The sequence below is a fragment of the Variovorax sp. J22G73 genome, assembly GCF_030317035.1.
Lineage (GTDB): Bacteria > Pseudomonadota > Gammaproteobacteria > Burkholderiales > Burkholderiaceae_C > Variovorax.
On sequence record NZ_JASZYK010000012.1, the window covers coordinates 124,159 to 144,445 of the forward strand.

At 70.4% G+C, this 20,287-nt stretch carries 20 protein-coding genes; 6 read left to right on the top strand and 14 right to left on the bottom strand.

Annotation, left to right across the window (positions count from 1 at the left end):
• Nucleotides 1-25 precede the first annotated feature (25 nt).
• Both QTI51_RS31240 and QTI51_RS31245 read right to left on the bottom strand, forming a co-directional pair.
• On the bottom strand, nucleotides 26-736 hold the full coding sequence (locus tag QTI51_RS31240; protein ID WP_286517170.1) for a DUF3053 domain-containing protein: 711 nt from the start codon (nucleotides 734-736) through the stop codon (nucleotides 26-28).
• Between the two features lie 112 nt (nucleotides 737-848).
• Nucleotides 849-2,309, bottom strand: coding sequence for an MFS transporter (locus tag QTI51_RS31245; RefSeq protein WP_286517169.1), 1,461 nt, complete (start codon nucleotides 2,307-2,309; stop codon nucleotides 849-851).
• A 177-nt stretch (nucleotides 2,310-2,486) separates the two neighbouring features.
• On the opposite strand from QTI51_RS31245, the gene QTI51_RS31250 reads away from it, so the two are divergent.
• Genes QTI51_RS31250 through QTI51_RS31265 form a run of 4 tightly spaced genes read left to right on the top strand, consistent with a single transcriptional unit; the run spans nucleotide 2,487 to nucleotide 4,409 of the window.
• Nucleotides 2,487-3,014, top strand: a complete 528-nt coding sequence (locus tag QTI51_RS31250; RefSeq protein ID WP_286517168.1) for a phosphatidylglycerophosphatase A family protein — start codon at nucleotides 2,487-2,489, stop codon at nucleotides 3,012-3,014.
• A 5-nt stretch (nucleotides 3,015-3,019) separates the two neighbouring features.
• Nucleotides 3,020-3,574, top strand: coding sequence for a CinA family protein (locus QTI51_RS31255; protein WP_286517167.1), 555 nt, complete (start codon nucleotides 3,020-3,022; stop codon nucleotides 3,572-3,574).
• A 29-nt stretch (nucleotides 3,575-3,603) separates the two neighbouring features.
• Nucleotides 3,604-4,098 carry a nuclear transport factor 2 family protein gene (locus QTI51_RS31260; protein WP_116912384.1) on the top strand — a complete coding sequence of 165 codons (495 nt, stop codon included), beginning with the start codon at nucleotides 3,604-3,606 and terminating at the stop codon, nucleotides 4,096-4,098.
• Nucleotides 4,095-4,409, top strand: a complete 315-nt coding sequence (locus tag QTI51_RS31265; protein ID WP_116912385.1) for a GNAT family N-acetyltransferase — start codon at nucleotides 4,095-4,097, stop codon at nucleotides 4,407-4,409. Before QTI51_RS31260 ends, QTI51_RS31265 begins: the two co-directional genes overlap by 4 nt.
• On the opposite strand, the gene QTI51_RS31270 is transcribed toward QTI51_RS31265, so the two are convergent.
• Nucleotides 4,399-5,598, bottom strand: coding sequence for an MFS transporter (locus QTI51_RS31270; protein ID WP_286517244.1), 1,200 nt, complete (start codon nucleotides 5,596-5,598; stop codon nucleotides 4,399-4,401). The two genes, QTI51_RS31265 and QTI51_RS31270, sit on opposite strands and share 11 nt — an antisense overlap.
• A gap of 58 nt (nucleotides 5,599-5,656) precedes the next feature.
• Nucleotides 5,657-6,448: a UPF0149 family protein gene (locus QTI51_RS31275; RefSeq protein ID WP_286517166.1), complete on the bottom strand. Its 792-nt coding sequence runs from the start codon at nucleotides 6,446-6,448 to the stop codon at nucleotides 5,657-5,659.
• A gap of 55 nt (nucleotides 6,449-6,503) precedes the next feature.
• Here QTI51_RS31275 and QTI51_RS31280 point away from each other — a divergent pair, with 55 nt between their 5' ends.
• Nucleotides 6,504-8,195 carry an FMN-binding glutamate synthase family protein gene (locus QTI51_RS31280; protein WP_286517165.1) on the top strand — a complete coding sequence of 564 codons (1,692 nt, stop codon included), beginning with the start codon at nucleotides 6,504-6,506 and terminating at the stop codon, nucleotides 8,193-8,195.
• 64 nt (nucleotides 8,196-8,259) lie between these two features.
• Nucleotides 8,260-9,165 (top strand): BUD32 family EKC/KEOPS complex subunit, encoded by a 906-nt coding sequence (locus QTI51_RS31285; RefSeq protein ID WP_116912388.1) that lies wholly within the window; start codon nucleotides 8,260-8,262, stop codon nucleotides 9,163-9,165.
• Between the two features lie 72 nt (nucleotides 9,166-9,237).
• On the opposite strand, the gene QTI51_RS31290 is transcribed toward QTI51_RS31285, so the two are convergent.
• The 10 genes from QTI51_RS31290 to QTI51_RS31335 are packed head-to-tail and all read right to left on the bottom strand — an operon-like array spanning nucleotide 9,238 to nucleotide 20,287.
• Complete coding sequence (locus QTI51_RS31290; RefSeq protein WP_286517164.1) at nucleotides 9,238-11,568, bottom strand: fused MFS/spermidine synthase; 2,331 nt, start codon at nucleotides 11,566-11,568, stop codon at nucleotides 9,238-9,240.
• A gap of 8 nt (nucleotides 11,569-11,576) precedes the next feature.
• Nucleotides 11,577-12,797, bottom strand: a complete 1,221-nt coding sequence (locus QTI51_RS31295) for a TadE/TadG family type IV pilus assembly protein (protein ID WP_286517163.1) — start codon at nucleotides 12,795-12,797, stop codon at nucleotides 11,577-11,579.
• Nucleotides 12,798-12,824: 27 nt separating this feature from the next.
• Nucleotides 12,825-13,169: a DUF192 domain-containing protein gene (locus QTI51_RS31300; protein ID WP_286517162.1), complete on the bottom strand. Its 345-nt coding sequence runs from the start codon at nucleotides 13,167-13,169 to the stop codon at nucleotides 12,825-12,827.
• A 19-nt stretch (nucleotides 13,170-13,188) separates the two neighbouring features.
• A complete protein-coding gene (locus tag QTI51_RS31305) occupies nucleotides 13,189-14,076 on the bottom strand; it encodes a type II secretion system F family protein (RefSeq protein WP_116912392.1) in 888 nt (295 codons plus the stop codon).
• An 18-nt stretch (nucleotides 14,077-14,094) separates the two neighbouring features.
• A complete protein-coding gene (locus tag QTI51_RS31310; RefSeq protein ID WP_116912393.1) occupies nucleotides 14,095-14,952 on the bottom strand; it encodes a type II secretion system F family protein in 858 nt (285 codons plus the stop codon).
• The gene (locus QTI51_RS31315) at nucleotides 14,949-16,589 is read right to left on the bottom strand and encodes a TadA family conjugal transfer-associated ATPase (RefSeq protein ID WP_286517161.1); all 1,641 of its coding nucleotides are present in this window, start codon (nucleotides 16,587-16,589) and stop codon (nucleotides 14,949-14,951) included. Before QTI51_RS31315 ends, QTI51_RS31310 begins: the two co-directional genes overlap by 4 nt.
• Nucleotides 16,590-16,627: 38 nt before the next feature.
• The gene (locus QTI51_RS31320) at nucleotides 16,628-18,283 is read right to left on the bottom strand and encodes a type II and III secretion system protein family protein (protein WP_286517160.1); all 1,656 of its coding nucleotides are present in this window, start codon (nucleotides 18,281-18,283) and stop codon (nucleotides 16,628-16,630) included.
• A 55-nt stretch (nucleotides 18,284-18,338) separates the two neighbouring features.
• The gene (gene cpaB / locus QTI51_RS31325) at nucleotides 18,339-19,307 is read right to left on the bottom strand and encodes a Flp pilus assembly protein CpaB (RefSeq protein WP_286517159.1); all 969 of its coding nucleotides are present in this window, start codon (nucleotides 19,305-19,307) and stop codon (nucleotides 18,339-18,341) included.
• 6 nt (nucleotides 19,308-19,313) lie between these two features.
• The gene (locus QTI51_RS31330) at nucleotides 19,314-19,538 is read right to left on the bottom strand and encodes a hypothetical protein (RefSeq protein WP_286517158.1); all 225 of its coding nucleotides are present in this window, start codon (nucleotides 19,536-19,538) and stop codon (nucleotides 19,314-19,316) included.
• Between the two features lie 17 nt (nucleotides 19,539-19,555).
• A complete protein-coding gene (locus QTI51_RS31335; protein ID WP_286517157.1) occupies nucleotides 19,556-20,287 on the bottom strand; it encodes a hypothetical protein in 732 nt (243 codons plus the stop codon).

Genomic DNA, 20,287 nt, shown 5'->3' on the forward strand with positions numbered 1-20,287 from the left:
AGACGCTTCAGCGTTGGCGTGGTGCTCAGGAGCCCCGCACCATCGCCTGCATCTTGCGTTGCGCCGCGTTGATGGCGGCGGACTGGCCGTTCAGCTGCTGCAGCATCTTGTTGAACTCGGCCTGCACCACCGGGTCGGTCACGCTCACCGTGCTGCCCGAGATCTGGATCTTCGACTTGTTCTGCTCGATGTAGCCGCCGATGGCCAGCGCGCTGTCGAACACGGCGTCGAGCGCGGGGAACACTTCCTTGAAGGTGGTCGAGGGCTCGGTCACGGTCTTGGCGTAGGCCTTGTCGTAGACCTGCTTCAGGTCGTCGGGCTGCTTGAGCTGCGCGTGCGCGGCGTCGGCCTTGGCGGTCTGCTGGTCGAGCGCGGTGCGCAGGCCGGCCAGGCCGTCCTTCGCGGCCTTGATGTCGTCGCGGCGCGAAACCAGGTCGCCGATGGAGCGCAGCCCGCCCTTGGCCATGATCTGCGTCATCGGCTGGCTCACCGACTGGTTCATGCCCTCGTTGAAATCGGTGATCACCGCGTAGTGCTGCGCGTAGTCGCCGAAGGACGACTTCTCTTCGGCCGTGGGCTTGGGCACGTGGATGCCGGGCTTGTCGAGCACGCGGGTCTGCAGGTAGGTGCTGAAGGCCTGGCGCTGCTCGGCCTCCTTGTTGCCGCAGGCCACCAGCGCGAAGCTGAAGGCCAGCAGGAGCGACAGGGGCCCGAAACGTTGAACGAAATTTCTCATGGGGCAAGGCCCTCCCGCTTGTTGTGAATGCGAAAAATTATAGGGAGCGCCTTGTTGCGTCGGTGCAGGCGAGCGCCGCGACCTGCGGTGCGCTGCGGCGGCCTGCAACCCGTCAAGTGCCCCGCCGGGCCACGGCCCGAAAGGCCAGCCAGACGGCCACCGCGGGCGCGATCGCGAAGCTCGCGAACAGCCAGGCGGCCGCCGACTGCGCACCCGTCACCCCGCCCGGCGTGGTGAGCCCCGCCGCGTTCGCCACCAGCCCCGCCACCGCGGCGCCCACGGCCATGCCGTAGAGCTGCACGGTGGTGATCGAGGCGGAGGCCAGGCCTTCCTCGCCCTTGGGTGCGAGCGACATCACGCGCGTCAGCAGGTGCGGCCAGCCGATGCCCACGCCAAACCCCACGGCCGCCAGCGCGATGGCCACCAGCAAGGTCTCCACACCCGGGCCGAAGCGGCCCGGCGCGGGCAGCAGCAGCGCGAGCGCCACGAGGCCCAGCGTGCAGATCACCGGCCCGGCGCGCAGCATGCGGTCGGCACCCGCGCCGCTGCGGCCCGACGAGCTCAGCGAGCCCACGCTCCAGCCGCCGGCCATCGCTGCGGTGAGGTAGCCCGCCGCCAGCGGCGAGTGGCCGTGCAGCAGCTGCAGGAAGTACGGCACGAAGATCTCGGTGGTGGTGCCGATAAGCAGCAGCGCCACGCTCGCGTAGATGGCGCCCAGCGGCGCGCGCATCGAATACGCGCCGCTCGGCAGCACGCGCACGGCGGCGCGGCTGTCGATGCGCGTGGCCGCGAAGCCGATGCCCAGCCCCAGCGCCACGCCGAGCGCCTGCCACGCCAGGCTGGACCACAGGCCGCTGGCCGCGATCACCAGCACCGAGGCCGCGAGCAGGCCGATCTGCACGGCCGGCACGCGGGGCAGCGTGGCGGGGCGCGCGTGCATCACGCCGGCCGAGGGGCGCAGCTGCACCAGCACCAGCAGCGCCTGCGCGGCCGCCACCGGCAGCAGGAACCAGAAGGCCCAGCGCCAGTGGCCCGCCTGCGCGAAAAGCCCGCCCACCGCCGGCCCGCACAGCGTGGCGACGCCCCACATGCCCGACACCAGCGCCACCGCGCGCGGCCACAGCCGCTGCGCGAACACCAGCTGGATGAGCCCGTAGCTCAACGCGGCGAGCAACCCGCCGCCCAGCCCCTGCACCGTGCGGCCCGCGAGCATCCACGCCATGGCCGGTGCCAGCGCGCAGCCGACGGAGCCGGCGCTGAACACCGCCAGCGCGGCCAGGCAGGCGCCGCGCGGCCCCAGCACCGCGAGCAGCCGCACCGACAGCGTGGCGCCCAGGATCGAGCCGACCACGAAGAGCGTGGTGCTCCACGCATACCAGTCGAGCCCGCCGATCTCGCGCACCACCGAGGGCAGCACGGTGGTCACGATGTGCACGTTGACGGCGTGCAGCGCGACGCCGCCGGTGAGCGCCAGCGCGCGCCAGCCGTTGCGCCCGCTGAAGAGCTCGCGCCATGCGGCGGTGGGCGGTGGCGACGAAGGGGCTGGGCGCACGGCGGCGGAAGAAGAAGACATGAGGGAATGCGAAGCTCGAAAAGGAAGCCCCGATGCTAGGGGCCCGGGCTCAATTAAACAAGCAATTGCTTTGATTAATAAAATTGCCGGGCGAGCGGGCCGTGCCGCAGATGCGCGACACTCCTGCCCCTGATGCAAGCCGCTTCTTCTACGCCCTCGCCCTCCCCCTCCGGCCCCATGCCCCCACCCCCGATGCGCCGCGCCACGCTGCGCTTCATGCTCTCCCACCCCGCGCACTACATCGCGCTGGGTTTCGGCTCGGGCCTGCCGCGCATCGCGCCCGGCACCGTGGGCACGCTGTGGGCGTGGGCGGCCTTCGTGGTGATGCAGCTGTGGTTCACGCCCGCGACCATCGGCTGGATCATCCTGGCGTCGCTGCCCATCGGCTGGTGGGCCTGCACCGTGACCGCGCGCGACATGAACGTGGCCGACCCCGGCGCCGTGGTGTGGGACGAGGTGGTCGCCTTCTGGATCGTGCTGTGGCTGGTCACGCCGGCCGGGCTGCTGGCGCAGGCCATCGCCTTCGGGCTGTTCCGTTACTTCGACGCCGCCAAGCCCGGCCCGGTGGCCTGGGCCGACGGCTTGTTCAAGCAGCGCGACGCGGCGCAGGTGCGCTGGTGGCACGCGGGCTTTGGCATCATCCTGGACGACCTGGTGGCGGCCTTCTGCACGCTGCTCGTGATTGCGCTGTGGCGCGCATGGTGAACCCGATGGACTCTTCGCTTTCTTCTTCGACGTCGCCGGCCCCGGCCGAGCTCAGCAACCTCACCGACCTCGCCGACCTGGATACACCCGCGCTGGTGGCGACGCTGGCCGGCCTGCTGCAGCACAAGGGCTGGATGCTCGCCACCGCCGAGAGCTGCACCGGCGGCCTCATCGGCGCCGCCTGCACCGAGCTGGCCGGCTCCAGCGCCTGGTACGAGCGCGGCTTCATCACCTATTCGAACGAAGCCAAGACCGCGCTGCTGGGCGTGGACGCGGCCGTGATCGCCGCGAACGGCGCGGTCAGCGAGCCGGTGGCGCGCGCCATGGCCACGGGCGCCATCGCCCGGTCGGTGCCCGCGCGCGTGTCGCTGGCCGTGACCGGCGTGGCCGGCCCCACCGGCGGCACGCCCGACAAGCCGGTGGGCACGGTGTGGTTCGGCTGGTCGGTCGACGGCAGCGTGCGCACCGAGCGCCGCTGCTTCGACGGCGACCGCGCCACAGTGCGCGCGGCCACGGTGCGGCACGCGCTGCAGACGCTGGTCGGGCTGCTCGGCCGCTGATCCCCGATTTTTTTCAACCAAGAGGCCTCATGACCGCAGCCACCAACGCCCAGACCATCGAGCGCTTCTACAGCGCGTTCGCCAAGCTCGACGCCGCCACCATGCAGGCCTGCTACGCCAGCGACGCGCAGTTCGACGACGAGGCCTTCTCGCTGCGCGGGCGGCGCGAGGTGGGCGGCATGTGGCGCATGCTGGCCTCGGCCACGCAGGCCAAGGGCGCCGACGTGTGGCGCCTGACCTGGCGCGACGTGAAGGCCGACGACACCTCCGGCAGCGCCCACTGGGACGCGCACTACCGCTTCAGCGCCACCGGGCGCCTGGTGGACAACAGCATCGACGCGCGCTTCACCTTCACGCCCGACGGCCTCATCGCCACGCACCGCGACAGCTTCGCGTTCTGGACCTGGTCGCGCCAGGCGCTCGGCGCGCCCGGCCTGCTGCTGGGCTGGAGCCCGATGCTGCGCAAGAAGGTGCGCGCCACGGCCGCCGCCAATCTTGCCAACTACCTTGCACGCCAACCATGAGCAACACCGACCTCGCCTTTTCGAACAACGAAGCCCAGCACCGCTACGAAGCCGCGCTGGACGGCAAGCTCGCGGCCTATGCCGAGTACAACCTGCTGACCGACGCGATCATGTTCACGCACACCGAGGTGCTGCCCGAACACGAAGGCAAGGGCGTGGGCTCGGGCATCGCGAAGCATGTGCTGGACGAGGCCCGCGCCAAGGGGCTGCATGTGATTCCGGTGTGCCAGTTCATCGCGGGGTACATCCGCAAGCACCGCGAGTACGCCGACCTGGTTCGCCCGGACATCCAGCGCGCCTTCAAGATCTGACGGAATTCCTGGCCGGATCGGCCTTCGGCGCGGGCAGCCAAGCGAAGGCCGCGACGCCCGCCACCAGCAGCGCGGCGATGGTGCCCAGCACGGCCGTGAGCGGGTCCTTGCCGTGCGCCGCGGCCACCGAGGCGGCCACGCCGGTGCCCCACTGCATGAGCGCCACGCCGAGGAACATGGCCATGGTGAACACCGCCATCGCGCGGCCGGTGAGCGTGGCCGGGTAGGCGCCGCGCACGTCGGCGTACTGCCACACGATGAAGCCCGAGAGCACGCCGATGAGCACCATGCCGGCAATGTCGAGCCAGGCCGAGTGCAGCACCGCGATGAGCGCGAACAGCGCCGCGTAGCCCAGCGCGCAGACCACGATCCAGCGGCGGCGCCCGGCGCCGTCGCGGTCCAGCCGGCCGAACAGCGGCGCGCCGAACAGCGAAATGACCGACACCGCCAGCGCCACGTTGCCGCTCTGCACCAGCGAGTAGCCGTGGCGCTCCATCATGAGCGGGCCCAGCCACAGGCCGCGCAGCGAGATGAAGGCGGCATAGGTCACGGCACCGAGCACCACGATGCCCAGCGTGTGCGGCATGGCGAACAGCGCGCCGAACTGGCGGATGGCATCGGGAATGGATTCCCTGTTTTGCGGCACGGCCGAGGCCGGCTCGTGCACCCAGTGCCAGATGGCCAGCCAGGCCAGCGCCGCGGCCACGGCCAGCACCACGAAGCCGGCGCGCCACGAGTACGCCTGCACCAGCCAGGCGAGCGGCGTGCCGGTCACCAGCATGCCCAGGCCGCCGATGGCCAGCACCATGCCCGACACCGTGGCGAAGCGCGCCGCCGGAAAGTGCCGCGCGATGAACACGGTGCACACCAGGAAGGCCGGCGCGCAGCCGATGCCGATCAGCGCCTGCCCGGCCACCAGCATGAGGTAGCTGGACGACACCGCCGACAGCAGCGCGCCGGCAATGGCCACCGGAAACGCCACCAGCACCGTGCGCCGCACGCCGTGCAGGTCGATGCCGATGCCCATGAACAGCTGCATGGCGCCGAACGCGAAGTGGAAGGCGCCCGAGAAGATGCCCAGGGCCTGGGCGGACAGGTGAAAGTCGGCCTGCAGCGGGCTCGCCATGATGGCGCCCACCGTGCGAAAGGCCTGGCTGAGCGCCACCCCGGCGCACAGCGCCAGCACCATCACCCAGGCGGCCCGGGGCGTCAGCGGTTCGCGGTCGGCCACGGCACCAGGTCCTGTGTCAGGCCCCGTGGCACTTCTTGTACTTCTTGCCGCTGCCGCAGGGGCAGGGATCGTTGCGGCCCGGCTCGGCCTCCTTGCGGATCGTCTCGACCTTCGGGCCCAGGCTCTTCCAGAGCTGGCGCAGGTCGTACACGGCCCAGATGGCGGCGCCGAAGTCGTCCAGGCGCTGCTGGCTCACGCTGGGCGGGGCGTCGTCGCTGTACATCGACAGCGTGGGCTTGGCGTTGTCGTCCTCGGTGAGGGCGACGATGTTGTCCAGCGCGTCGTCCAGCATCTGGGCGGCTTCCTTGTCGCGCGGGGTGGCCCAGTCTTCGGGCCAGTTTTCCACCGCGTACATGAAGCCCAGCGCCCACACCTGCGCGAACGACGGAATCTCCTCGCCGGCGACCTCGGCACGCTCTTCCTCGGGCAGCGAGGCGATGGCGCCGCGGGTGTCGAGCACCTCGGGCTGCCAGCTGCGCTCGTCGTCGAGCGTTTCGACGGGGGCGTCCAGGCCCTCCTCGATCTCGATCCAGCGGCGCTTCCAGTTCCAGACGAACTCCATGTGCTGCGCGGACGAGAAGCTGTCGCCCAGCAGCACGGGCCAGTATTCGGACGGGAGGATGGGGCGGCGCGTGCAGATCAGCGCGGCCATGAAGCCTTCGCAGAACTCCCACTGGGGAATTTCCTCGTCGTGCTCGCGCATGGCGTCCAGGGCCTGGTCGAGCGCGTCGAAATCGTCGGGGCCGAGCGGGGTCTGGGCGGGTGGGGTGGCTTCAAGGGCCGTTTGGGGGTCGGGAATGGTCGTCATGGCAAGTTCGGGGCAGCCCTCTATGATGCAGCAGGCTTCGGTCGCCCCTATATCTATGCCCACGATTATTCCGTTTCCGGCGCGCTACAGCGCCTTCGCCGTGTGCGTCGTCGGCCTGCTGGCCTGCATCGTCTTCGTGCTCGTGTCGCCGCACCTGTGGCTCGCCTGGATCGGCGTGGTGGTGTTCGCGGTGCTCACGGGCACCGGCATCCACGACCTGCGGCAGGCCCGCCACGCCATCCTGCGCAACTACCCGGTCATCGGGCACCTGCGCTTCCTGCTGGAGTTCATTCGGCCGGAAATGCGGCAGTACTTCATCGAGAGCGACTCCGAGGCCGCGCCCTTCTCGCGCGCCCAGCGCTCGCTGGTGTACCAGCGCGCCAAGGGCGAGCCCGACAACCGCCCCTTCGGCACCCAGCTGAACGTGACCATCGCCGGCTACGAGTGGATCAACCACTCCATGCAGCCCACCCAGCTCGCGAACCACGACTTCCGCATCGTCATCGGCGGCACGCCCCAGCAGGACGGGGGCCACCACCCCTGCACGCAGCCGTACAACGCCAGCGTGTTCAACATCTCGGCCATGAGCTTCGGCGCGCTGTCGGCCAACGCCATCCTGGCGCTCAACCAGGGCGCCAAGATGGGCGGCTTCGCGCACGACACCGGCGAAGGCTCCATCTCGCAGCACCACCGCGTGCACGGCGGCGACCTGATCTGGGAAATCGGCTCGGGCTACTTCGGCTGCCGCAACGACGACGGCAGCTTCAGCGAAGAGCGCTTCACCGCCAACGCGCGCGACCCGCAGGTGAAGATGATCGAGCTCAAGCTCAGCCAGGGCGCCAAGCCCGGCCACGGCGGCGTGCTGCCCGCCCCCAAGGTCACGCCCGAGATCGCCGCGGCGCGCGGCGTGCCGGTGGGGGTGGACTGCATCTCGCCCTCGTCGCACAGCGCGTTCTCCACGCCGACCGAGATGATGCATTTCATCGCCAGGCTGCGCGAACTGTCGGGCGGCAAGCCGACCGGCTTCAAGTTCTGCCTGGGCCACCCGTGGGAATGGTTCGGCATCGTCAAGGCCATGCAGGCCACCGGCATCACGCCCGACTTCATCGTGGTGGACGGCGCCGAGGGCGGCACCGGCGCGGCGCCGGTCGAGTTCAGCGACCACGTGGGCGCGCCGCTGCAGGAAGGCCTGCTGCTGGTGCACAACACGCTGGTGGGCGTCAACCTGCGCCACCGCATCAAGATCGGCTGCGCGGCCAAGGTGATCACCGCCTTCGACGTGGCCCGCATGATGGCGCTGGGCGCCGACTGGTGCAACGCGGCGCGCGGTTTCATGATGGCGCTGGGCTGCATCCAGGCGCAGAGCTGCCACACCGGCCACTGCCCCACCGGCGTGACCACGCAGGACCCGCTGCGCCAGCAGGCGCTGGTGGTGCCCACCAAGGCCGACCGGGTGCGCAACTTTCACCGCAGCACGCTGCATGCGCTGCAGGAGCTGGTGCAGGCCGCGGGCCTGGACCATCCGCAGCAGATCACCGCGCACCACATCGTGCGCCGCATCTCCGACACCGAGGTGCGCCTGCTGAGCAACCTGGTGATGCAGGTGCAGCCGGGCGCCCTGCTCGGCGCGCTCGACGCGCAGCACAATGTCTTTCGCACCTACTGGCCGCTGGCCAGCGCGGAGAGTTTCCAGCCCGTCACGCAGGGCCCGCAGGGGCTGGTGTCGGGCTTTGCAATGGCAGCATGAGCGCTGCGCCGGGCCGCCCCAGGCAAGCTCGCGCCGCAGCACGGAGTGCGAAGGTATCGACCTGATGAGTCCTTTGAAACGAGGCGCCAACGGGCGCCTGCAATCGCGCAAGGGCGCTGCTTCGGCGCCCGCGCCGCTCGACGCGCTTGCGCGCGCGCCCGCTGCGGGCGACTACGCCGAGTTCCTGCGCGTCACCCTGCCCCGGCAGGAGAAGAACGTGGCCAGCCACCGCTTCGGCAGCGAGCGCGTGTGGCTCAAGAAGGCCGGCCCCCGGCACGGCAAGTGGGGCTACCGCGTGATGGCCGCCGTGGCGCGCATGGTGCGGCTGGACATCATCAAGCCCGTGCCCAACCCCGGCGGCGAGGCCGCCATCGCCACCGAGGCGCGGCGGCTCAAGCAGCTCGCGGCCGCCGGCCTGCGCGTGCCGGTGGTGCTGGCGCAGCAGCCGGACGGGCTGCTCATTTCAGACCTGGGTGAAAGCGGCCGCGCGACCGTGGTGCTGCAGGAGCGGCTCGACCAGGCCGCCGCCGCCGGCCCCGCCGCGCTGCTGGCCGTATGGCGCGAGGGCCTGGCCGCCATTGCCGCGGTGCACGTGCGCGGCCAGCACCTGAGCCAGGCCTTCGACCGCAACCTGGTGCAGTGCCCCGACGGCACCATCGGCTACATCGACTTCGAGGACGACCCCGCCGAGGTGATGACGCTGGCCGAATGCCAGGCGCGCGACTGGCTGAGCTACCTGCATTCGACGGCCATGATGCTGGAGGCCGCGGCCCCGCAGGCCGCCGGGCAGCACTGGCACGCGGCGCTGGCCGGCGTGAACGACGAGGTGCGCGAGCGCATCGCCAATGCCGCGCGGCGCATGAAGTGGGCGCAGAAGCTGCCCGCGAGCCGCCGCTGGGGCCGCGACACGCAGCGCGTGCGCGCCGTGGCGCGCCTGCTGGGGCAGTGGCACCTGGCGCCGCAGGCCTAGGAGCCCGCGCGCTGGCTGGCGATAGCCGCGGTGAGCCGTGGTGAGCCGCAGTCAGCCGCCATCAGCCGCGCTTCATTCCCACTTCAGCACGCCCAGCAAGTCGCTGTGGTCGTCCGTCCACAGCGCCGCACCCGCCGCGCTGACAGGCTCGCCGCGCTCCCGCACCACCGGGTCCGCCAGAAAGCGCGCGTCCTGCGTCAGCAGCACGTAGTCGGAGGTGTGCTCCAGCGTCGGGTTGCCGCGCTCGGGCTCGAAGCGGATGCGCACCGCCTGCATGCCCGCGTCGTCGGCCAGCCGCTTCACCACCGGCGCCAGGTCGAGGTGGCGGTTGCTGATGTGGAACGCGATCACGCCGGTCGCCTTCAGGTGCCTGCGGTAGAGCGCGAGCGCCTCGCGCGTCATCAGGTGCATGGGAATGGCGTCGCCGGAGAACGCGTCGACCACCAGCACGTCGAAGCGCCGGGCGTCCTGGGCTGCTTGAGCAACTTGACCGGCTTGCGCATCCAGCTCCTGCTGCAACAGCAGCCGCGCATCGCCCGGCACCACCTCGACCTGGGCCACCGAATCGGCCAGGTACGTGAAGTGCGAGCGCGCGGCCGCCGTCACCAGCGGGTTGATCTCGTAGAAGCGCACCGTGTCGCCCGCGCGCCCGTAGGCCGCGAGCGTGCCCACGCCCAGGCCGATCACGCCGATGCGTTGCGCGTCGCCGCGGTTGGTCGTCAACGCCACGCCGGCGCCCGACTTCGGGCCGTAGTAGGTGCTCGGCAGGCGCCGGTGGATCGCGCCGGTGACCTGCTCGCCGTGCGAGATCACGCCGTTCATCAGCCGGCGGTACGAGGTGAGCGCGCCGGGCACGCCGTACTGCTCCACGCGCAGGGCGCCGTAGAAATTGCGCTCGCGCAGCAGGGTGCGGTTGTCGGCCTCGCGCACGTTCGACACGGTGAGCCAGGCCACGGCGACCGACACCAGCGCCCCCAGCAGCCCCGCCCCCACCGCCCACGACCGCGCGCGCCACGCGGTGTAGCCGGCCGCGAAGCAGGCATGCGCCCCCACCATGGCATAGAACACCGGCAGCGACACCGCGACCGATGCCAGCCGCAGCCAGGCCGCGAAGCCCACCACGACGGCGAGCGCGAAGAGCAGCCACACCCATTGCTGGCGCGCGCGCGTGAGCCACAGCATGAGCAGCCCCGGCACCGCCAGGCTGGCGGGCAGCTCCCAGTAGCCGTTGAACGCGTGCGGCGCGACCACGCCGGCAAACAGCCCGCCCAGCGCGCCGCCGAGCGCGATCATCAGATAGAAGCGCGTGAGCCGCGCCGCGTCGGGCCGGGCGCGCGCGAGTTCGCCGTTGGCGAACATGCAGATGGCGAACAGGCCCGCGCAGTACAGCGCGATGGCCGCCGCAATCGGCAGCGAGCGCTGCGGCGTGTTCAGGTACCAGCCCATCACCGGCGTGAGCAGCAGCACCGCCGGCCAGAACACGCGGCGCCGGTACCAGAAGCCGCTGTCGAAGCACAGCACGAAGGACAGCAGGTACAGCGCGAGCGGCACGATCCACAGCATCGGCACGGAGGCCACGTCCTGCGTGATGAAGGTCGACACCGACAGCAGCGCCACCGTGCCCAGCGCGGAGAGCACCAGCCACAGCGCGTGGTCGGCCCACGACGGTGGCTGCGCCGGCGCCTTCGGCTCGACCGGTGCCGCAACCATCGTGGCCGTGTCGCCCTGCCCGTGTTGCGCCTGCTGCCACCGCGCCACCGACAGCACCGACGCCATCGCCAGCACCGCGAACAGCGCGAACCCCACCGACCACGCCACCGCCTGCGCATGCAGCGCGAACGCCGGCTCCAGCACGAAGGGGTACACCACCAGCGCCACCAGCGCCGCCACGTTCGACAGCGCGAACAGCCGGTACACGCGCGCCTGCCGCGGCGCGTCGTGCGCATGCAGCCGCGCCACCCAGCTCTGCACCAGCGGCCCGGTGGTGCACACGGCCAGGTACGGCAGGCCGACGGTGGCGGCCAGCACCGCGAGCACGCCCGTGGCCGGGTCGCCCTGCCCGCCCGGCTTGAACGCCGCGTCGGGAATCACGGGCAGCATCGCGCAGGCGGCCAGCAGCAGCAGCGCGTGCACCACGGCCTGCGTGCGCAGCGGCCGGCGGGAAAGCTGGTCGGCATAGAAGTAGCCCGCCAGCAGCACCACCTGAAAGAACACCAGGCACAGCGTCCACACCGCGGCCGAGCCGCCGAACCACGGCAGGATCTGCCGCGCGATCAGCGGTTGCACCAGGAACAGCAGGAAGGCCGAGACGAAGATGGTCGACGCGCAGAGCATCGACACGCGGGCACTGGCGCTGGCGCTGGCGCTGGCACTGGCACTGGCGTGGGCCGGGGCGTTCTCCATCCTCCCGCTCATCCTCCCGCGCCTGCCGCCCCGGCGCCCGGGTTCGGCACCTTGTCGAGCTGCCCCTTCACCGAGCCGTCCCAGATGGCGGGGCAGAAGGCGTTGCCGTCGCCCACCTTGCCGGCCAGCCCGTCGAGGCCGCGCGCCAGCAGCTGCGAGGCCCACTCGGTGCTGTTGTTGCGCACGAAGGCGGCCACGTTGGTCATGGCGTCGCCCGGTGCCTCGAGCACGTTGGTGCCGATGTTGTCGTTCCACGCCGGGTCCCACTGCAGGCCGATGGCGCGGTCGGCCTTGGGGCCGAACGAATAGAAGGGGTGCCAGTACATCGGCGACTCCATGCCCACCACCCCTTCGGCCGACAGCGGGATCTTGCCGTTGGCCAGGTAATAGGTGTCCAGCTGGTTCAGCCTGAAGTCGCTCGCCGGCGCGGTGGTGCCGTCGGTGGACAGCAGCTTGAACCACGCCTCGCCCACGTACTGGTAGCCCTGCAGCGCCTTGATGATGATCTTGTTGGCCACCGGAATGCCCAGCCGGTAGCCGTAGTGCACGCGCAGGTGCAGCACGTTGGTCTCGCCCAGCGTCTTGTTCGAGGTGTTGCCGCGCAGCTCGGCGTCGGGCGGCGTGGGGTCGTTGATGCCCGCGGCCGTGCCCAGGGCCTTGGCCTTGTAGTCGTAGGCGAGCGGCTTGCGGTAGCGCATGGTGTCGTTGGGTATCTGCAGGATCCAGCGGTTCTCGCCGAAGTTCTCGATGAAGGACCAGTCGATGAAGGTGGTCTGCGTCGGGTTCAGGTACTCGATGCAGGCCGACTCGATCATGTCCTTGTTGGTGGCGGCCCAGCCGGTGAACATGCCGCCCACGCTGGTGTCGTTCACGTACAGCGGCATCATGCCCTTCACCAGCCCCTGCCACACGCTGCCGCGCGTAAGCACGTTGGTGAGCGTTTCCAGGGCGGCGCTGCCCAGCGTGCCCAGCCCCGGCACGCCCGAGTTGCCGACGCGGAAGATGAAGGGCAGCGGCATGCCGTTGTTCAGCGAGCCCGCGCGCGCGGCCTCGTGCGCCGCGTACTCCAGCGTGAGCTTGGCGCGGTAGATGAGGCCGAACTGCACCACGCACATCACGAACAGGATGATGACGGGCAGCGCGACCAGCGTCTCGGTCATCGACACGCCATGCTGGGCGCGGCGCTGCATGGTCTGGCGAATGGTTCGACGGGTTCGACGGGTTCGCATGGGTTCTCTCCTTCGGATCGTTCGGCTTCACCAGCCCATCAGCTGCAGCCCCGGGCGCAGGGCCAGCCGGCGCGCCTGGCCCGCGGCCAGCTCCAGCACGCTGGACGCGCCCAGGCAGATGGCCATGCGCATCGGGTTCAGCCCCTCGACCACGCGCGCCACGCAGCCATGGCGGTCCAGGAAGACGACGTCGATGGCGTAGCGCATGCCCACCGTGTGCACCGAGCTGCAGCGCGTGATGAGCAGCCCCTCGCTGCCGCTGATGCGCGGCCGCCCGAGCAGCCCGCGCGTGCGGTCCCAGCCGCGCTCGGCAACGCGCACCGGGCCGAACGGGGCCTGCGTGTGGGCGGTGCGAAGGGAAACGATGCGCATGCGGTACGGCGGCGGCGCGTCAGCGCTGGGTTTCCAGGAACTGCATCACCAGCGGGAAGAAGATGATGATGAAGGTCACCGGAAAGATGAAGATCACCAGCGGCCCGATCATCTTCACCGGCGCCTCCATGGCCAGCTTCTCGGCCTGCTGGAAGCGCTCGGTGCGCCGCTGGTCCGAAATGGCGGCCAGCGTGTCGGCCAGGCTCGCGCCCAGCGACTCGGCCTGCGTGAGGTTGGACACCAGGCTCTTGATGTGCCGGTTGTCCAGCCGGTCGGCCATGGCGTTGAGCGCGTCCATGCGGCTTGCGCCGGTGCGCATCTCGCGCATCATGCGGTCGAACTCCTGGCCCAGCGCGCCGCCGGGGCCCTTCTGCACCGCCTGCGCGATGGCGCCGGTGAGGCTCAGGCCGGCCTGGCAGCACAGCGTGATCATGTCGAGGTAGCCCGGCAGCGTGCGCAGGATGTCCTTCTCGCGGCGCTTGCGGCGGTCGCGCATCCACAGCACCGGGTAGTACCAGCCCAGCAGGCAGCAGCACAGCGTGACCCACACCTTGGTGCCCGCGTGCGCGTCGAGCAGCCCCGCCGTCCACAGCCCCAGCGCGGCCACCACGATGAGCGACACGATCTGCACCGCGATGAACTCCTCCGCCTTCAGCACGAACTCCAGCCCCGAGAGCTGCAGCTGCCGCTTGCGCTTCACCAGCATCGAGGTGGGCGCGATTTCAGAGGCGTGGAACTGCAGGATGTTCACCACCGGCCACACCACGCGCAGCATGGGCGGCAGCGGGTCCATGTGCGTGCGCTCCGAAGGCCGCGCCTTGCGGATCAGCGAGATCATGTACAGCAGCAGGATCACGCCCGTGGTCGCGCACAGGAAGATGATGGCCAGCAATATCAGCGATCGCATCGTGCGTCTCCTTGCCCGTCAGATGTCGATGGCGACGATCTTGCGGATCATCAGGTAGCCCAGCAGCAGCATGATGCCGGTCACGGTGAGCACCACCCAGCCGATGGTGGTGCTGAACAGCATTCCCATGCTCGGCTGCATCAGGTAGAGCACGCCGCCCAGGAACACCGGAAACAGCGTCATCACCAGCCCCTGGATGCGCCCCTGCGCCGTGAGCGCCTGGATGCGCCCTTCAAGAATCGCCTTGCGCCGCAGCGTCTCGGCCAGCACCTGCAGCGGCTCCGACAGGTTGCCGCCCACCTCCTTCGACACGCGCAGCGCCACCACCACCAGCACGAAGTCGGGAATGCCCAGGCGCTGCGACATCTTCTGGATGGCGTCGTCGAAGCTCACGCCCAGGCGCTGCTCCTTGAGCACCAGGCCGAACTCCTGCCCCAGCGGCCCCACCTGGTCGCGCACCAGCACCTGCAGCGCCACCGACAGCGCGCTGCCCGCGCGCAACGCGCTGGCGATGAACAGCAGCGCATCGGGCAGCTCCGACTCGATCTGCTTCCTGCGCTTCTTGCGCTGCCAGGCGAACCAGCGCGCGGGCAGCAGGTAGAGCACCACCGCCGCCACCACGCCGCCGATGAGGTTGCCCGTGACCAGCCAGCCCAGCGCGCCGCACAGCGCGATCAGCAGCGCATGGCCCGAGGCGAAGGCCACCGCGTGCTGCGCCTGGAACTCCGACAGGTTCAGCGTGCGGCGCCCGCTGGCCTGCAGCTTGCGCATCATCTTGCCGGTGAGCTCGGGCGAGCGCTTGAGCAGCAGGTAGCCGCACAGCGTGATGAAGCCCATGCCGCTGAGCACCGAGGCCAGGAGCACCAGCGTCTTCATGCGCCCGCCTCGCCGAACAGGAAGTCCAGGTCCAGCTTCAGGCCGTGCTCCTGCAGCCGCGTGAAGAACTCGGGCACGGTGCCGGCCGCGGCAAAGTGGCCCACCGTCTTGTAGTCGGCGTCCACGCCGGTCTTGCGGAACATGTACACGTCCTGCATCTGGATCATGCCGTCGGCAAAGCCGGTGAGCTCGGTGATCTGCGTCACCTTGCGGCTGCCGCACGGAAAGCGCGTGAGCTGCACGATGAGGTCCACCGCCGAGGCGATCTGCTCGCGGATGGCGGCCACCGGAATGTTCATGCCCGCCATGGTCACCAGCACCTCCAGGCGCGACACCGCGTCGCGCGGCGAGTTGCTGTGCAGCGTGGTGAGCGAGCCGTCGTGGCCGGTGTTCATGGCCTGCAGCATGTCCAGCGCCTCGCCGCCGCGGCACTCGCCCACCACGATGCGGTCGGGCCGCATGCGCAGCGAGTTGCGCACCAGGTCGCGGATGGCGATGGCGCCCTTGCCCTCGATGTTGGCCGGCCGCGATTCGAGCGACACCAGGTTGGGCTGGCCCAGCGAGAGCTCGGCCGCGTCCTCGATGGTCACGATGCGCTCGTTGGGCGGGATGAAGTTCGACATCATGTTCAGCAGCGTCGTCTTGCCGGTGCCCGTGCCGCCCGAGACGATGATGTTGAGCTTTTCTTCCACCGCGATGCGCATGAACTCCACCATCTGCGGCGTGACCGAGCCGGTGCGGATCATGCCCTCGTGGCCCATGCGGTTCTTCGGAAACTTCCGGATCGTCACGCTCGGGCCGCGCAGCGCCAGCGGCGGAATGATGGCGTTCACGCGCGAGCCGTCCTTCAGCCGCGCGTCCACCATCGGCGAGCTCTCGTCGATGCGCCGGCCCAGCGGCGTCACGATGCGCTCGATGGCGCCCAGCACCGCGATGTTGCTGGTGAAAGCCACGTTGGTGCGCTCCAGCCGGCCGGAGCGCTCGATCCAGATCTCGTCGAAGCGGTTGACCATCACCTCGGTCACGCTCTCGTCCTTCAGCAGCACCTCCAGCGGGCCCAGGCCGATGGCCTCGTCCAGCAGCTGCTGGCTCAGCAGCGCGCGGTCGAGCTCGGGCGGCAGCTCGCGCGTGTCGCGGATGATCTCGGCGATCAGCGCGCGGATGTTGGAGCGCAGCTCCTCGTCCTTCATCTGCGCGGTGTCGATGCGGCGGTTGTCCAGCTGCTGCAGCAGCGTGCGGTGCAGCGAGCGGCGCCACTGCAGCAGCGGGTCTTCGGCCAGCGGCGCGAGCTGCAGCTGCGCGGCCTCCTCCGCGTCGAGCGGCTCGGCGCCCGCGGGGCGCAGCGCGATATCGATGGACACCACCAGCGTGTGGCCGCCGATGATGATTTCTTCTCCCCCCTTCAGCGGCCCGAAGCGCGTGACGCGGTTGCCGTCCACCCACGTGCCGAACAGGCTGCCCTGGTCCTGCACGAACACTTCTTCGTCGTGCAGCACGAACTGCGCGTGCTGCTTGGCGACGTTCCAGCCCGACAGCACGATGTGGCTGGCGGCGTCCTTGCCGACCTGCAGCTCGGCCACGTCCAGCGCAACCTCGCGCAGCGCCTGCTGGGGGGAATTGACGAAGACCTTGTGCATGGCGTGTGGGCTTCAGCGTTGGAATTCAGGGATGCGAATCACGGCGCCACGGGCTGGCCGGGCGTGCCCGCGGGAACACCCGCCGGCACGCCACCCGCGTCGGGCGTGGCCGGCACGTCGGTCTGCTTCGGGCGCAGGCCCTCGGGGTCGGTGCGGTCTTCGGTGAGCGTGCCGAAGTTGCGGTTCACGTCCTGCTCGATCTGGCGCGCGCGCTCGATGCGCGGCTGGCTCCAGGCCGGGTCGACCACGCGCGGCGTGATGAACACCACCACCTCCTGTTCCTTGTCGGTGTCGTTGTCGGCGCGAAACGCGCGCCCGATGATCGGCGCCTTGCGCAGCCCCGGCACGCCGTCGCTGGCGCGCGTCGACTCGCGGCTCAGCAGGCCCGACAGCACGATGGTCTCGCCGGCCTTGGTGTTGAACTCGGTGTCGGTGCGCCGGATCAGCAGGCCCGGAATGCCCTGCACCGCCACGCTGCGGTCGATGCTGCTCACCTCGGTGAGGATGCTGCCCGAGATGTTGCCCTCGCCGTCGGCAATGGGCTTGATGTTCAGCCGCACGCCGTAGGGCTTGAACTCCACCGAGCCCGCGCCCTGCGTGCTCAGCGCGGGCAGCGGGATTTCGCCGCCGGCCAGGAACTTGGCCTCGCCGCCGCTGCGCGTGGAGAGGTTGGGCGAGGCCAGCAGGTAGGCGTTGCCGCGCTGCACCAGCAGGTTGATGCGCGAGGACAGCGTCATGCCGATGCCGAAGTAGGCCTCCGGCGTGCGCCGGTTGCGGCTGAGCAGCGCCGAGCCCTCGGGGGTGGAGGTGTTGAAGCTCGAGCCCTCGGGCAGCACGCGGTAGCTGCCGCTGGAGGCGATGTCCGAGAACAGCCCGAAGTTGAAGCCGTCGCCCGAGCTCTGCCAGCGCACGCCCAGGTCGTCCAGCGCGGTCTTGCTGAACTCCACGATGCGCACCTGGATGTCGATCATGCGGTCCACGCGAATGCGGTCGGCGGTGGCCAGCGACACCACGGCCGGCGCGTACAGCTGCGCCACCGTGTTCAGCCGCTCCACGGCGGCGGGGTCGAGGTTGTTGCCGTCCAGGATCACGCGCTCGCCGATGCGGCGAATGCCCACGCCCGAGATGCCGCGCGTGATCTCGCGCAGCTCGCCTGCGATGCGGTCGAGGTCGACCACGTTCACCCGCACCTGCAGCTTGCGCACGCGGCCGTTGCGCTCCCACACGTGCAGCGTGCTGTCGCCCGCGTCCTGCGCGGTGATGAGCATGTTGGCGCCGTCGAGCACGCGCGCCTCCATGACCTTGCCGCTGCCGATGGCCACGCGCGCCACGCCCGGCATCTTCACCAGCACCATCTGCCCCACGTAGAGCGTGAGGCTGGACGGCAGCTCCTGCAGCACGGTGGCGCGCGCGGCGATGCGCTGCAGCTCGGCCGCGTCGATGGCCGGCGGCGGCGGTGGCGGCGGGCGGATGCCGGGCGAGCGCTCGACGCCGCCGCTGGCGGGCGACGGGCCGGGGCCTGGAACCGTGGCGCCCCCCGGCGCGGCCAAAGTGCCACCGGACGCACCACCGGACGCGCCACCGCCCGTGATGCCCTCCACGCCCACGCCCCCACCCATGCGCTGGCCGTGCGCCACGCCCTGGAAAGCCACCACCAGCGTCACCGCTGCCAACCCGCATCGCTTGAGATTCATCGAACTTCTTCTGGAGATCAAAAAATGAGAGGCACCACGAGCGCGGTGAACAGGCTCAGCGCAGCGGCGCCTCGCCCGGCGGCAGCATCTGGCCAAGGCCCAGGCCGGCACCCGGCGCGGAACCCCGGTTGCCCGCGCCGCCGACGATGTACTCCACCCCCGGGCGCGAAGGCGCGAACGAGGGCGGCGGCGCGCGCACCGCGCGCTGCGGCCGGAAGCCCGCGACGGTGGCATCGAGGTCGACCGAGTCCACGCCCGTCTGCATGGTGGCGCGGTCTTCGGGGTTGCGCAGCGTGGCGACGATCTTGCCCAGGCGCTGCGCGAGGATGAGCTTCTGCGCGTCCTGCGGCTGGATCGCCACTGTCACGGTGGAGTAGCGGTTGCGCTCGTAGGGGTCGGTCTCGGCCGAGGCGTCGGAGCGCTTGCGCAGCGAGGCGAACTGCTCGGAGGTGATCTGCCCAGTGGCGCGCACCTCGATGTCCTGCAGCAGCGGCACCACCACCGAGGGCTCGCCCGCGCCGGGCTTGTCGACCACGTACATGAAGTCGATGCGGTCGCCCGCGCGCAGCATGCCCGAGATGGAGCTGATCTCGTCCACCGGAATGGTGATGGCGCGCACGCCCTGCTCGATTTCCTGCGCGAACACCTTGCGCGGCGTGGAGAAGAACGAGGCCAGCAGCGGCTTGCCCGCGGCCACCGGCACCGTGAGCTGGCGCCCGGCGAACTGCGCGAAGGTCTCGGGCGTGAGCGCGTCGTTGTGCACGTACTCGTTGGGCACCGAGCGCTTGGCCACCATGCTGGGCATGACGGTGGTGCCGTCGTTCAGCGCCTGGCGCGCCACCACCACGTCGCGGCGCTGGCTGTCGGCGTCCTTCTCCAGGCTGGCCGCGATCTCGCGCTCGCTGGCCCGCAGGTAGTACCAGCCGAGGCCGGCGGCCAGCAGCCCGAGCACCAGCGCGCCGATGAGGGGAGACAGCCTTCTGACGCTTTGCTTGAACTTGAGAAATCCCGGAGATGGTTTCATGCCTGGCTAGAGAGGAAAGGAAAGGGTGTACGAGTAGGTCGCCCAGGCGTCGCGAAAGGCCTTCAGCAGCAGCCCGACGACGGATCGGTCGGCGCCGGGGAAGGTGGCGAACAGCATCACGGCGAGGATGCCGGCGACGATGACGTACTCGGTGATGACCTGGCCTCGCTGGCGGCGCTGGGGGCGCTTGCACGGGCGATGCGGGGAACGAAGGCTTCGGTGGCGTGGCATGGTGCGGGCTCTGGCGGCTATTGCCCGTCCGTGTCCGGCGAGGTCTGGCTCGCGATGACGATGTAGTCCGTGTCGCGCCGGGCGATGGTGACCACCATCTCTTCCTGCGCGCGGCGAAACACCAGGCCCGAGCGCAGGCCGCCGTCGATGGTGCGGTCCTGCACCAGCGTCCAGCCCAGGCGGATCATCTGCTCGCGCAGGTAGAGCGCGTTGGTCTCCACGCTCACGCCGTTGGTGACCATCACGGTGCGGTTGCGCTGGCCGCGGTCGAAGGAGAGCGTGTCGGAGATCACCTGCGAGCCGGCCGGGCGCGGAAAGCCGCGGCCGATGCGCGCGGCGCGCGCCTCGGGGTCGGGCACGTCCTCGTACACCACGGCCGCCACCAGCCGGCCCTTGGTGCCCATGCCGGCGCCGGCGCCCGTGGGCGTGGCCCACAGCTGCACCGTGACCTGGTAGGCGCCCATGCGCGCGCCGAGCACGCGCGCCGGGCCCAGCTCGCTGGCGCCGTAGCCGTTCTTGTCGGCGAACCACTTCTCGTAGTAACGAACCACCTCGGACAGCGGCACGCGCGTCTCGAAGCCGCGGATCTGCATGGGCACGGTGTTCTGCTCGAGGTACTCGGCGATCCAGAAGGTGCTGGCGTCGGGCGGCGAGGGAATGGCCGGCCAGTCGCGTTGCGGCGCCGCGCCGGCGGCCGTGGCGGCGACAAGGCCGATGCAAAGGCACAGCCACGCGAATGCCGCCCGCAT